At 53.3% G+C, this 12,270-nt stretch carries 14 protein-coding genes; 10 read left to right on the forward strand and 4 right to left on the reverse strand.

The annotated features are described in order from the left end of the window. Positions 1-221 precede the first annotated feature (221 nt). The 6 genes from WG219_10295 (at position 222) to WG219_10320 (ending at position 6,496) form a co-directional block, all read left to right on the forward strand. Positions 222-1,547: a dicarboxylate/amino acid:cation symporter gene (locus WG219_10295; GenBank protein WXL27808.1), complete on the forward strand. Its 1,326-nt coding sequence runs from the start codon at positions 222-224 to the stop codon at positions 1,545-1,547. A 171-nt stretch (positions 1,548-1,718) separates the two neighbouring features. Then, positions 1,719-2,858: an acyl-CoA dehydrogenase family protein gene (locus WG219_10300; protein ID WXL27809.1), complete on the forward strand. Its 1,140-nt coding sequence runs from the start codon at positions 1,719-1,721 to the stop codon at positions 2,856-2,858. A 158-nt stretch (positions 2,859-3,016) separates the two neighbouring features. Beyond that, entirely contained in the window at positions 3,017-4,654 is a 1,638-nt protein-coding gene (locus WG219_10305; GenBank protein WXL27810.1) for an AMP-binding protein, read from the forward strand. A gap of 31 nt (positions 4,655-4,685) precedes the next feature. Continuing rightward, positions 4,686-5,867 (forward strand): CaiB/BaiF CoA-transferase family protein, encoded by a 1,182-nt coding sequence (locus WG219_10310; GenBank protein WXL27811.1) that lies wholly within the window; start codon positions 4,686-4,688, stop codon positions 5,865-5,867. 101 nt (positions 5,868-5,968) lie between these two features. Continuing rightward, positions 5,969-6,109 carry a hypothetical protein gene (locus WG219_10315; GenBank protein WXL27812.1) on the forward strand — a complete coding sequence of 47 codons (141 nt, stop codon included), beginning with the start codon at positions 5,969-5,971 and terminating at the stop codon, positions 6,107-6,109. A 114-nt stretch (positions 6,110-6,223) separates the two neighbouring features. After that, the gene (locus WG219_10320) at positions 6,224-6,496 is read left to right on the forward strand and encodes a hypothetical protein (protein ID WXL27813.1); all 273 of its coding nucleotides are present in this window, start codon (positions 6,224-6,226) and stop codon (positions 6,494-6,496) included. A gap of 41 nt (positions 6,497-6,537) precedes the next feature. On the opposite strand, the gene WG219_10325 is transcribed toward WG219_10320, so the two are convergent. From WG219_10325 to WG219_10340, 4 genes are all read right to left on the reverse strand, one after another. Continuing rightward, positions 6,538-7,074 (reverse strand): cytochrome b, encoded by a 537-nt coding sequence (locus tag WG219_10325; GenBank protein WXL27814.1) that lies wholly within the window; start codon positions 7,072-7,074, stop codon positions 6,538-6,540. Between the two features lie 24 nt (positions 7,075-7,098). Further along, positions 7,099-7,593, reverse strand: coding sequence for a SprT family zinc-dependent metalloprotease (locus WG219_10330; protein ID WXL27815.1), 495 nt, complete (start codon positions 7,591-7,593; stop codon positions 7,099-7,101). 112 nt (positions 7,594-7,705) lie between these two features. Then, positions 7,706-8,305: a Yip1 family protein gene (locus tag WG219_10335; protein ID WXL27816.1), complete on the reverse strand. Its 600-nt coding sequence runs from the start codon at positions 8,303-8,305 to the stop codon at positions 7,706-7,708. Between the two features lie 149 nt (positions 8,306-8,454). After that, the gene (locus WG219_10340) at positions 8,455-9,057 is read right to left on the reverse strand and encodes a DNA-J related domain-containing protein (GenBank protein ID WXL27817.1); all 603 of its coding nucleotides are present in this window, start codon (positions 9,055-9,057) and stop codon (positions 8,455-8,457) included. A gap of 97 nt (positions 9,058-9,154) precedes the next feature. Between WG219_10340 and ttcA the strand changes: the two genes are divergently transcribed. From ttcA to WG219_10360, 4 genes are read left to right on the forward strand one after another with little or no spacing between them, the layout of a single operon-like run. Beyond that, the gene (ttcA, locus tag WG219_10345; protein WXL27818.1) at positions 9,155-9,979 is read left to right on the forward strand and encodes a tRNA 2-thiocytidine(32) synthetase TtcA; all 825 of its coding nucleotides are present in this window, start codon (positions 9,155-9,157) and stop codon (positions 9,977-9,979) included. A gap of 24 nt (positions 9,980-10,003) precedes the next feature. Continuing rightward, on the forward strand, positions 10,004-10,675 hold the full coding sequence (locus tag WG219_10350; protein WXL27819.1) for a DNA-3-methyladenine glycosylase I: 672 nt from the start codon (positions 10,004-10,006) through the stop codon (positions 10,673-10,675). A 14-nt stretch (positions 10,676-10,689) separates the two neighbouring features. Next, positions 10,690-11,478 (forward strand): NAD-dependent deacylase, encoded by a 789-nt coding sequence (locus WG219_10355; protein ID WXL27820.1) that lies wholly within the window; start codon positions 10,690-10,692, stop codon positions 11,476-11,478. A 50-nt stretch (positions 11,479-11,528) separates the two neighbouring features. After that, the gene (locus WG219_10360) at positions 11,529-12,158 is read left to right on the forward strand and encodes a C40 family peptidase (GenBank protein ID WXL27821.1); all 630 of its coding nucleotides are present in this window, start codon (positions 11,529-11,531) and stop codon (positions 12,156-12,158) included. Positions 12,159-12,270 lie beyond the last annotated feature (112 nt).

Raw genomic sequence — 12,270 nt, forward strand, 5'->3', positions numbered from 1 at the left:
ACCGCCATAAGTGGTACCAAAATGCCGAACTTTAAATCTCGTAAGTTATTGAAATACGAGGAATATATTTTGTTTTTTGTCGTTGGCACAGCCATTGCGATAGGCATTTCAGGACAGCGTTTTCGCTGACTGAAAGGCTCCCCTTGGCGAAGGGGAGTTGCACTTATATCCGGTGACGCAACTTTTCAAATAACACCTGCGTCCCGCAGAGGATCACTGCAATGACTGACACCACACTCGACGCTGCCCCACGCCAGCCGTTTTACAAAATGCTGTACGTACAGGTGCTGGTAGCCATCACCATCGGCATCCTGCTTGGCCATTTTCACCCAGACACCGCTGTTGCTTTGAAGCCTTTGGGTGACGGTTTCGTCAAACTCATCAAAATGGTGATCGCGCCCATCATCTTCTGCACGGTCGTCAGTGGTATTGCCGGCATGCAGGACATGAAAGCGGTCGGTAAAACCGGCGGTTATGCGTTGCTGTATTTTGAGGTTGTTTCCACCGTTGCACTGATCATAGGTCTGATTGTAGTGAACGTGGTTGAGCCGGGCGCAGGTATGCATGTTGATCCGGCCACGCTGGATGCCAGCAAGATCGCGAGTTACGCCGCGGCCGGTGAGCAGCAGTCGACCGTTGGATTCCTGTTGAATGTGATCCCTGGCACGGTGGTGGGGGCGTTTGCCAATGGCGACATCCTGCAAGTGCTGTTCTTTTCGGTGATTTTTGCCTTTGCTTTGCAACGCATGGGTGACTATGGCCGCCCGGTACTGGATTTCATTGACCGTATTGCCCATGTCATGTTCGGCATTATCAATATGATCATGAAGCTGGCGCCAATCGGTGCATTCGGTGCCATGGCCTTTACCATTGGACAGTACGGTGTCGGCTCGCTGGTGCAATTGGGCCAGTTAATGTTGTGCTTCTACATCACCTGTGTGGTCTTTGTTCTGGTTGTGCTGGGTGGTATTGCACGCGCCCATGGCTTCAGCATCCTGCGCTTTATCCGCTACATCCGTGAAGAGCTGATGATCGTGCTGGGCACGTCCTCTTCGGAGTCGGTACTGCCTCGCATGCTGTCGAAGATGGAGAAGCTGGGCGCCAAGAAGTCGGTGGTCGGTCTGGTCATTCCAACGGGGTATTCGTTCAACCTGGACGGTACTTCCATCTACCTGACCATGGCTGCCGTGTTTATTGCCCAGGCAACGGATACGCCGATGGATATCACCCACCAGATCACGCTTTTGCTGGTGCTGTTGGTGGCATCCAAAGGTGCTGCCGGGGTTACAGGCAGTGGCTTTATTGTTCTGGCTGCCACGTTGTCGGCTGTTGGCCACTTGCCGATTGCCGGGCTGGCGCTGATTCTGGGTATTGACCGTTTTATGTCCGAAGCCCGCGCCCTTACCAACCTGATTGGTAATGGTGTTGCGACTGTTGTAGTGGCGAAATGGTGTAAAGAGCTGAATGAAGACCAGTTACACAAAGAGCTGGCCAGTGGTGGCGCAAGCATGAACCACGCTACCGCTGTGAACGCTAAAGTGAACTGAGTTAAGTGTGATCGGAAAGCCGCTGCCCGTATGGCCAGCGGCTTTTTTATGGGCGGGTGCCTGCTGTTCTGTCTGTACGAAAGGGTCAATCTGACTGAGCAATTGCGTCATTGAGACGCTCAAGTGCGGCGCCTAACCTGCGTGGACGATCAATCGGAGGGGATCAGCGCCATGCAACGGACTCTTTTTGAGACAGAACATCAATTATTTCGCGATGCCTTCAGCAGCTTCCTGAAAAAAGAAGTTGTGCCTTATCAGGATGAATGGGAGGAGGCTGGCGTTGTGAGCCGTGAGGTCTGGAGGAAAGCTGGAAGTATGGGCTTTCTGTTGCCGTGGGCCGATGAGGAATACGGTGGCTCTGGGTTGAAGGACTTCCGCTACGAGCAAATCATGTGCGAAGAGCTGGCCAAGATTAATGAGGCCGGTTTTATGTTGCCGTTGCACTCTGCCTTGTGTGGCCCCTACATCACTGAGTACGGCAATGCTGAACAGAAATCACGATTGCTGCCGGGCATCATCTCCGGGGAGCTGATTCTTGCTGTTGCCATGACGGAACCGGGTGCAGGCTCCGATTTGGCCGGTATGAGCACAACTGCTGTCGATAAAGGTGATCATTTCGAACTCAACGGTTCCAAAGTCTTTATCTCCAATGGCCTGTTGGCCGATGTGGTGATCGTTGCGGCGAAGACTGACCCTGCGAATAAACATGCCATGGGCCTGTTCCTGGTGGAGCGTGGTATGGAAGGGTTCGAGCGCGGCAAGAACCTGAAGAAGCTCGGCATGAAAAGCCAGGACACCGCTGAGCTGTTTTTCAATAACGTCAAGGTGCCAAAGGCCAATCTGTTGGGTGATGCCAAGGGTGGATTTTTTTACCTGATGAATATGTTGGCGCAGGAGCGTCTGACCAACGCCTGCGGTGCTGTAGCGGGCGCTGAGGCAGCATTGCAGACAACCATCGATTATGTGCGTGAGCGTAAAGCATTTGGCCGTCCGATCGGACACTTCCAGAACACACGTTTCAAACTGGCGGAAATGCGCACACAGATTGATGTGGCCCAGGTTTTTGTCGATCGCTGTGTACTCGACCATAACCAGAAGAAACTCACCCCTGAAGTTGCTGCAGAGGCAAAACTGTTTACAACAGAGCTACTCGGTCGTGTCGTGGATGAGGGCGTTCAGCTCCATGGCGGCTGGGGCTACATGTGGGAGTACCCCATTTGCAAGATGTACGCGAATGCACGGATTCAGCGGATTTTCGCAGGCACCTCCGAAATCATGAAAGAGATCATCAGCCGGGGCATGAAGCTATAGACCAGCTGTGCGCGTAATTAATGCTCGCAGGGTAGACGTGGGTAATCCTCCCGAGCACACTGCTGATCAGCTATAGGTATTCAGTCTTGCGGTATTTCCACGGACTGCCCCAACGTGACAGTCCAGCCCGGAAAACAACAATAAACCGAGGGATGGCCATGACAGTTGAACTGCCTCTGCAACGCCTGGCGCATTGGGTTAGCTCTAAACCGGCTGCTATCTGGCTTAGTCAGCCAGTGAATGGTCAATGGCATGATTACACCTGGGCACAGGTTGATGATCAGGCTCGGCGCATTGCGGCCGCCTTGCAGTCAATGGGCTGTGAGCCTGGCGACAGGGTCGCTCTGCTGTCCAAGAATTGCGCGCAATGGATCATCGCTGATCTGGCCATCATGATGGCCGGTTTAGTCAGCGTGCCGCTCTATCCCTTGCAGTCCGCTGAAAGTATCGACTACGTGCTGAAGCACTCACAGGCTAAAGCCATATTCGTCGGCAAGCTTGATGAGCCCGACAAGCTGTCCAGTGGCATCGGTTCGGATGTGATCCGTATTGCGTTGCCATATCCAACTTTACCGGCTGATTATGAATGGAATGCACTGCTGAGCAGCCATGAGCCGCTTCAGGCAATTCACCCGCCAGCCCCCGGCGATTTGCTCAGCATTCTTTACACCTCCGGCACAACCGGTAAGCCCAAAGGTGTGATGCTTTCAGCACAGTCGTTTGCGTGGGCGGGAACTAACTCGGTCCGGGAGCTGAATATCACTGAGCGTGAACAGTATTTTTCCTACCTGCCGTTATCCCATGCTGCTGAGCGGATACTGGTGGAGGTTAATGGCCTATACAGCTCAGGGCGTATTGCGTTTGTCGAATCCCTAGACAGCTTTCTGCGTGATTTGCAGCATGTTCGTCCAACTGTCTTCTTCTCTGTACCCCGTCTTTGGACGCGATTGCAGCAGGGCGTGCTGGAGAAAGTACCGCAGGCCAAACTCGAAAGACTGCTGGGTATTCCAATAGTGGGCAAGCTGGTGGCACGCAAGATACGTCGCGGTCTAGGCTTAGATCGAGCACGCTTTTTAGTCAGTGGGGCGGCGCCTATACCAACAGCACTGCTCGACTGGTACCAGAAAGTCGGCATGCATATTTGTGAGGGGTATGGCATGACCGAGCACTTTGCCTACGGGTTCTTTAACAGGCCTGGTGCAATCCGCATCGGCACGGTGGGCCAGCCAATGCCTGGCCTTGAACTGAACATTGCCGATGACGGTGAGATTCTGTTGCGCTGCCCAAGCATGATGCTGGGCTATTACCTCGACCCCGAGAAAACCGCTGAAACGCTTCGCGATGGCTGGCTGCATACAGGGGATAAAGGTGCCGTCGACAGTGATGGATACCTGAAAATTACTGGGCGAGTGAAGGATATTTTCAAAACCAGTAAAGGCAAGTACGTCGCACCAGCTCCCATTGAGGGTGAAATCGCCAAGAACCTTTGGGTGGAGCAGGTTTGCCTGATAGGCAGCGGCATGGATCAGCCAGTCGCGTTGGTAGAGATTACACCGGCTGCGGTCGGCCAGCCGAAAACGGTTGTTGAACAGTCGCTGCTGCAGACACTGGCAAGTCTGAACGAACAGCTCTTACCCCATGAACGCATCAGCCACATGGTAATCGTAAGGGATGCCTGGACCGTCGATAACGGTTGCATGACACCCACGATGAAAATCCGCCGAAACGTCCTCGAAAGTCGGTTTGCAAACGACCCGCTGGTTAGGAACACGACTAGGCCGCTTGTGTGGCAGTAATTCTTTTGATTGAACTCTTCAAGGAGGTGCCATGAGTGGCCCGCTGTCTTCACTGAAAGTGCTGGATTTTTCAACGTTGCTGCCAGGGCCATTCGCCTCACTGCTTTTGGCGGATATGGGAGCGGAGGTTTTGCGGGTTGAATCGCCGGGAAGGATGGATCTGGTGCGTGTACTGCCGCCCCATGCGGCGGGCATGTCCACTAGTCATGCTTATCTCAACCGGAACAAGCGCAGTATCGCACTGGATCTGAAGAAACCCGAAGCAGTAGAAGTGGTAAAGAAATTGGTGGCGGAGTACGACATCGTACTTGAGCAGTTCCGTCCCGGTGTCATGGACAAGCTGGGCGTGGGCTATGAGGCGCTCAAGGCCATAAACCCCAAACTTATCTACGTCTCTATTACCGGTTATGGCCAGACTGGCCCCTATAAGGATCGCGCTGGGCATGATCTGAATTATTTGGCGCTCTCTGGGCTTTCCAGTTATACCGGGCGTCAGGATCGGGGGCCGCTGCCATTAGGTATTCAAGCGGCCGATATAGCCGGTGGGTCACTGCATGGCGTGATCGGGCTGTTGGCCGCCGTGGTCAACCGCCAAGTGACGGGGCAGGGTCAGCACGTCGATATCAGCATGACGGACTGTGTATTCAGCTTGCATGCTATGTCCGGTGCAGGCTATTTGGGGGCGGGTGTTGAGCCACAGATGGAAAATCAGGCGCTCAACGGCGGTTCGTTCTACGACTATTACCGCACCCGTGATGGTCGGTGGTTTTCAGTTGCCAGCCTTGAACCGCAATTTATGCAGCAGCTGTGCGCAGCCATTGGTAGGCCTGAACTTGCCGCGAAAGGCTTATCGCAGAAGCCAGAAGAGCAGCAGGCTTTACGACGCGAGATTGAAGTTGAGTTTGAGAAGCGCGACTTCGCTGAATGGCAAGCCATCTTCATTGACATGGATGCATGCGTTGAGCCCTTGCTAAACCTGAGTGAGGCGGTAGAACACCCGCAGCTTAAGGCGCGTGGCGTGGTGGCAGAGGTGCCCTTGCCTGATGGAAAGATTCAAGCGCAAATCGCCTGCCCGATAAAATTCTCCAGTGGGTTAGATGCGCCAAAGCACTGTGGCGTTTCACTTGGGGCGCATACGGATGATGTACTCACTACTATTGGTTTTAGCTCGGAACAGATCGCGCAACTAAGGGCAGCAAAGGTGGTGGCCTGAGCCTGATTTTGTATGACTAAAATAATGTAGTGCTGGAGTCATCTGCCCGGCATGCAGCGTTTTCTAAGATGGCGGCACATTCATCCTTAACTGAGGTGCCCATGGAACTTACTCAATCAGTGATTGCAGTGGGGTTGCTGCTGTCTGCTTGTGTCGTCAGCGCAGCGCCTGACAACGCTAAAGACAGCCCAACGGCCCGTATTGTTTATGTGCAATTGGACGATATCAGCAACAGTCAGTAATCAATAACTGTCACAGCCGGTGAAACGGTACGCTTTGTTATCAAGAATAACGGGGCCTGCCTGCATGAGTTCAACATCGGGCGAGCTGATGAACAGTTAGAGCATCAGCGTGAAATGAGCGCCCTGATGAAGAGTGGCACGTTGACGCCCACTGGTTTTTCGCAAAAAGTGATTTGGCATGAGCGCTCAGGCGTGGGCGATTCAAACCCACCAGGCTATCCCGAGGTAGTTAAGGCAGAACACACCGACGCCAATGCGGTGTTGATCGAACCGGGTAGCGCTAAAGATTTAGTCTGGACGTTTGCGGAGGCGGGGGAGTTGGACTTTGCCTGTACCCTGCCTGGGCATTATCAGGCTGGAGAAAGAGGGCACTTCAAATTTCTTTAAGCCGTGTGAGGTCGGGCGCCCAGCGAGCGCCCGGCTCGGTATCAGCCAAGCATACGCGGCAATACGTCCGTTTCAGGATTACGGCGATGCAGGACAGTCATCGCGATATGGCCTACGACAAGTGCAAGCAACACCCAACCCAGCAGGCCATGGAAGTTGCCACCGAGGTCGATCATCCATTTGTAGGTCTGCTCAGGCGTGGCCGCCATGATCTGCACACCAAAGGCATCAAACGCACGCCCTGAACCGTACTGGCGCAGCAGGCCAATGAACGGCACTGCAAACATCACCGCATAAAGAGCAAGGTGGCCGAGGCTCGCAGCTGCACCTTTTGAAGCAGGGCGACGTTTACGGTTGAGCACGGCCCAAATAATACGAATGACCATAAAAATGGCCAGGATAAAGCCTACAGGTTTGTGGGTAGGCCACATAAAGTTGTCCAGAGCCCCCTCGCTCAGGAACTTGTGGGCCAGGGCGCTGGTGAGGACCCAGACAAAACCTGCGGCCATACCCCAGTGCAGGATTCGGCTAATGGTGTCGTAGCGTTGAGGATTATTGGTTGTTAGGTGGGTGGTCATTTTGACTCTCATTTTTAGGGCTGATTATTGGATACGCTGTTCACCTGTAAAAATCAGGGTGGACTTGCAGCGTCGGCAGTAATAACGGCGTCCCTTGCCAACCAGTGCGTGGCGTTGAGCAGAGAATGGGAATTCTCCGTTCTCGCATGAGCAGCGGTATATGTAACGAAGCACCTGGCGGCGCTCAACTTCATAACTGTGACAGCGATTAGGCGGTAACTCGTATACACCCCGCATAATCAATTGCCATTCTTCACCATGCGGTTGGATGCGAGGTCCGAACAGGTGGTGGGCAATCATATGAGCGACTTCGTGGGCAACGGTTTGTCGAATGAAGTCGTCTTGATTGGCCCGATACAACTGTAGATTGAAGCGCAACTTATTTTCCGTGAGGTGGGCTACACCGGCCTTTTGTCCGCGCAGCTTGAAGCACACCTCGGGGCGTGGAAATTGTTGCTTGAAGAAGTCTTCAGCTTGCAGGTAGCAAGCTTCAACGCGGTCGTGTATCTGTTCAGGCATAGCATCAACGTCTGGCTAACCCGAGGATTATGCCTAATCCAGCACTTTGAAGCAGCCTGAAAAGCACGAAACCACCCGGAGGTGGTTTCGTTTTGTTGCATGCGGATGAATATCAGTTGGTGTAAATCGGGCCAACGCCTACACCCCACAAGATCACTGAACTGGCGATCATGGCCACCAGCACCACCAGGCCAACAGCGAGCACTGAGCTGGAGAACATAAACCCTTCTTCATCCGGTATACCCATAAATGTCGGTATGCCAACGTACAACAAGTACACGGTGTAGCAGATGGCAGCTGTACCCACGATCATGGCCAACCACATGTGCGGATAGAGTGCCGCGAGGCCGCCGATGAACAGGGGAGTGGCGGTGTAAGCGGAAAATACGATGCACTGAGTGAGGTTGGGGCTTGCGTCGTAAGTCCGTGCCATCCAGTGAATAAAGGCACCCATCACAGCAACACCAGCGAGCATTGCCAAGTAGGTCAGGATGGTGAGCTGGAGCGCGCTGGATTCAGTCAGCATCACCGGCGTGCGGCCGCCGATGGACCAACCAACTTGTGTAGTGCCAATGAAGGCTGATATCGCGGGTATGGCAGCCAGTATCAAGACATGGGTGAGATACATGTGGCTGATGCTTTCTTCCTCACCACGAATATCCTGCCACTCTTGATCAGGATGGGTGAAAAGCCCCCAGACGTGATTGATCATGCCGAGTCTCCTCTTGTTATTAAGGTCACCTGCGGCTGACGCCCGGTCCCCAGAGCATGACGCAGGGGGGTGCATATAATGCGACCCTATGTCGCAGTATAGATCGACAATAGGAACTCAAAGGCAGTCGCTTAGAGCAAATAGGAGTATCAAGAGCTACGGTAATGCCGCTCCAGTATCTCCATGGCCTTATTGATAGCTTGAAGGCGCGCGGTGCTGCCGCCTCGATCTGGGTGGTGCTGGCTGACCAGTCGGCGGTAACGAGCCTTGATGGTGCCAAGGCTAATCGGTTCATTACCAGGCGAGAGTTCAAAAAGCTCTAGCGCTGCCTTAACGTCTTCATTGTTATGCAAGCGTAGCCAAAAGCTGCGCAATAAATGTTCGACCTCGTCCGCACCTGTGCTGTCGAGTTGACTCAAGTCCATGTAATAGGTGCGCAGAGGGTCGTTTTCACTCAACCCATTGACGCCGGATTGGTAAGGCAGCAGCTGTATACACAGTGAGGAAATGCTTAGAGTGGCCAATTGCTTGGACCAGAGCAGGTCACGCAGATGATACAGCCCGTTGAACAGGATGAAATGTGTACGGAACAAGCCCACGCTATCACTGAGTGGTAGATCAGGCAGATTATTACGTTTGCCTGCCTTTATGAGTTGGATTAAGCGGTATTCACTCAGGCCTTCTGGCGCTGAGTTGAGGTGCTCATAAAGTTCGTCGCATAGGGCAGACTGACAGTTCGGGGAATCATTCATCGCCGAAGATTAGCATTTGCCGTTGATTGGGGTGGGGTGTTGTGAGCTTTCCGAGTAAAATGGTGTGTTTTCCTCAGCTTTCGGATTCCAGCGCATCATGGGTACCCTTTCGGTCAACCAGAACAAACTGCAAAAGCGCCTGCGTCGTCAGGCAGGCGAGGCGATTGCCGATTTCAACATGATTGAGGACGGCGACAAGGTCATGGTCTGCCTGTCCGGCGGCAAAGACAGCTACACGATGCTGGATGTGCTGTTGCATTTGCAGAAGGTTGCGCCGATCAAGTTCGAGATTGTCGCGGTCAATATGGATCAGAAGCAGCCCGGTTTCCCTGAGCATGTTCTACCGGCCTATCTTGAGTCTATTGGTGTGCCTTACCACATCATCGAAAAAGACACTTATTCGGTGGTCAAAGAGAAAATTCCAGAAGGCAAAACCACCTGCTCGCTGTGCTCGCGCCTGCGTCGCGGTACGTTGTACACCTATGCCGATGAAATCGGAGCGACCAAAATGGCGCTCGGCCATCATCGCGATGACATCCTGGAAACTTTCTTCCTCAATATGTTCTACGGTGGCACCCTGAAAGCCATGCCGCCCAAGCTCTTGGCCGACGATGGCCGTAACGTGGTGATCCGCCCGTTGGCCTACTGCAGTGAGAGCGACATCGAGGCGTACAGCCGCATGAAGGAGTTCCCGATCATCCCGTGCAACCTCTGTGGCTCCCAGGAAAACTTGCAGCGCCAAGTGGTCAAGGAGATGCTGCAGGAGTGGGAGCGTAAAACGCCTGGGCGTACAGAGGTCATGTTCCGTGCCTTGCAGAACGTCGTCCCTTCACAATTGGCTGACCGCAATCTGTTTGACTTCAAGAGCCTGAAGATCGACGAAACCGCAACGCCGCGTTTTGTTGATGTTATGAACCTCTGATCAGTACCCGTAAGGACGCTCTGGATGCACGACTACAAATGGCTGCATGAATACTGCCTTAACCGCTTCGGTTCTAAGGCTGCTTTGGAACAGCGCCTGCCGCAGCCACTTAGTCGTGATGAGTTAAGTCAGATTACTGACGATCGTTACTTGTCGACCCTGAGTTTGCGAGTCTTCCGGGCAGGCCTTAAGCACAGTGTGGTAGATGCTAAGTGGCCAGCTTTTGAAGAAGTTTTCTTTGGTTTTGATCCTGAGAAAGTGGTGCTGATCGGAGCTGAACGCCTAGAGAACATGATGCAGGATGCACGCTTGATCCGGCATTTGGGCAAGCTCAAAAGCGTTCCGCGCAATGCTCAGTTCATTTTAGATGTGCAGAAGGGCAAGGGCAGCTTTGCTGCTCTGATCGCAGACTGGCCTGTTACGGATATTACTGGCCTGTGGCGCTACCTTGCGAAAAACGGCAATCAGCTGGGCGGACTTTCGGCACCACGTTTCTTGCGCATGATTGGCAAGGACACCTTCGTGCTGACCGAGGATGTTGTTGCTGCGTTAAATGCACAAAAAATTATCGACAAGGCCCCAACTAGCCAGAAAGATTTGGCATTGGTCCAGTCTGCCTTCAATCAATGGCATGAACAGAGCGGGCGACCTTTGTGTCAGCTTTCCTTGATGTTGGCTTATACCGTTAACCACTGATAGCGGGGGAGGGGATGGACGCATTGACTCTCCGCGTAGCAGACCAGCTCAGATCTGCTGAACGCATTCTCCTCATTACAGGCGCAGGGCTCTCTGCTGGCTCAGGTTTACCGACCTATAGGGGGCTTGGAGGGCTCTATAACGGAACGACAGCCGAGGGGCTGCCAATCGAGGCAGCCTTGTCCGGTGATATGCTGCAAACAAATCCTGCGCTTTGCTGGAAGTACCTTGCCGAGCTGGGTAAGGCATGTCTCGGCGCGAGTCCGAATGCCGCTCATGGGGCGATCGCTGAACTGCAGCAGAACAACCCCGAATGTTGGGTGCTTACACAAAATATTGATGGTTACCATCGTATGGCTGGCAGCCCGGCTGAGCGGCTGATTGAAATTCATGGCCAGTTGCAGCCGTTGCATTGCATATCCTGCGCTGCGGTTGAGAGTGATCTTTCGGGGCGCCTAGAGCAGCCCTTGCCACCTCGTTGTAGTCAGTGTGGCGGTGTGTTGCGTCCGCCGGTGGTGCTTTTTGGAGAAATGCTGCCGGAACTCCCACTGCAAACGCTTCGGCGAGAATTGCACAAAGGTTTTGATATGGTGATGAGTATCGGGACCTCTGCAAGCTTCCCCTATATTATTCAGCCTGTGCTGCAAGCCCGTGCCAGCGGGGGCTTCACCGTAGAGATTAATCCGCAAGTCACTGCTTTGAGCGGTCAGGTCGATGTCCGTTTGTCGGGGGCGGCGTTAGATGTTATTCCGCGGCTGATAAGTCACACGCCTGTCGATAGAATTTGCAAATCTAATCAATAGAAGGCATAGTCCCTATCTTGATAAGGACTCTTCGACACGGTCGTGCCCATATGCTAAAGCGTTTCGCACCCCTCGTGCCCATTGCACTCACATTGGCTTTGGCGGCTTGCGCCAGCCAGCCTTACCAACCGCAGCCGGAGCAGCCGGACCATGCGTTGGTAACGAACTCGCCAGTCTTCCCTCCAGCTGAAGAAGATGTAGCTGAAGAAAAGGAAGCCGTGATTGGCGATTTCACTGATGAAAAGTCATACCGTTTGCCCGAGCTGGCAGACAGCATTCTCAATCACGGTCTCTCTTTGATCGGTACCCGCTATCGCTTCGGCGGTGGTTCGGTTAAGTCGGGTTTTGATTGCAGTGGATTTATCGGCTACCTCTTTAAGGAAGAAGCTGGCATGCAGCTGCCTCGCTCGACTCGCGAGATGATCAATATTGATGCGCCACTGGTATCTCGCAGCGATCTTAAACCTGGCGATCTTTTGTTTTTCAGCACAAATGGTCGTGGTCGTGTAAGCCATGCGGGCATCTATCTGGGGGACGACCAGTTCATCCATTCCTCTAGTAGCCGCAGCGGTGGCGTGCGTGTTGATAGTCTCCAGGATCGTTACTGGAAGCGTACGTTCATTGAGGCCAAGCGAGCGCTTGCGATGGCAACGGTTGATACGCCAACCCGTCACCAATAAAACCTAAGAAATTAACAAAACGCCCGGGCTTGCCCGGGCGTTTTCGTTTGTGCCTTATAAAAAATTGAAATTTATAGATATCAATAACCTGGAGCATAAACCTAAAGCTTGC

The sequence above is a fragment of the Pseudomonas mendocina genome (genome assembly GCA_037482215.1).
Lineage (GTDB): Bacteria > Pseudomonadota > Gammaproteobacteria > Pseudomonadales > Pseudomonadaceae > Aquipseudomonas > Aquipseudomonas mendocina_E.

What these genes read in the sequence shown, in the direction of transcription:
- ttcA (WXL27818.1), top strand. Translation starts at nt 9,155, where the DNA reads ATGGGTACCCTTTCGGTCAACCAGAACAAACTGCAAAAGCGCCTGCGT.
- WG219_10305 (WXL27810.1), top strand. Translation starts at nt 3,017, where the DNA reads ATGACAGTTGAACTGCCTCTGCAACGCCTGGCGCATTGGGTTAGCTCT.
- WG219_10340 (WXL27817.1), bottom strand. Translation starts at nt 9,057, where the DNA reads ATGAATGATTCCCCGAACTGTCAGTCTGCCCTATGCGACGAACTTTAT.
- WG219_10325 (WXL27814.1), bottom strand. Translation starts at nt 7,074, where the DNA reads ATGACCACCCACCTAACAACCAATAATCCTCAACGCTACGACACCATT.
- WG219_10335 (WXL27816.1), bottom strand. Translation starts at nt 8,305, where the DNA reads ATGATCAATCACGTCTGGGGGCTTTTCACCCATCCTGATCAAGAGTGG.
- WG219_10320 (WXL27813.1), top strand. Translation starts at nt 6,224, where the DNA reads ATGAGCGCCCTGATGAAGAGTGGCACGTTGACGCCCACTGGTTTTTCG.
- WG219_10360 (WXL27821.1), top strand. Translation starts at nt 11,529, where the DNA reads ATGCTAAAGCGTTTCGCACCCCTCGTGCCCATTGCACTCACATTGGCT.
- WG219_10310 (WXL27811.1), top strand. Translation starts at nt 4,686, where the DNA reads ATGAGTGGCCCGCTGTCTTCACTGAAAGTGCTGGATTTTTCAACGTTG.
- WG219_10315 (WXL27812.1), top strand. Translation starts at nt 5,969, where the DNA reads ATGGAACTTACTCAATCAGTGATTGCAGTGGGGTTGCTGCTGTCTGCT.
- WG219_10350 (WXL27819.1), top strand. Translation starts at nt 10,004, where the DNA reads ATGCACGACTACAAATGGCTGCATGAATACTGCCTTAACCGCTTCGGT.
- WG219_10295 (WXL27808.1), top strand. Translation starts at nt 222, where the DNA reads ATGACTGACACCACACTCGACGCTGCCCCACGCCAGCCGTTTTACAAA.
- WG219_10330 (WXL27815.1), bottom strand. Translation starts at nt 7,593, where the DNA reads ATGCCTGAACAGATACACGACCGCGTTGAAGCTTGCTACCTGCAAGCT.
- WG219_10300 (WXL27809.1), top strand. Translation starts at nt 1,719, where the DNA reads ATGCAACGGACTCTTTTTGAGACAGAACATCAATTATTTCGCGATGCC.
- WG219_10355 (WXL27820.1), top strand. Translation starts at nt 10,690, where the DNA reads ATGGACGCATTGACTCTCCGCGTAGCAGACCAGCTCAGATCTGCTGAA.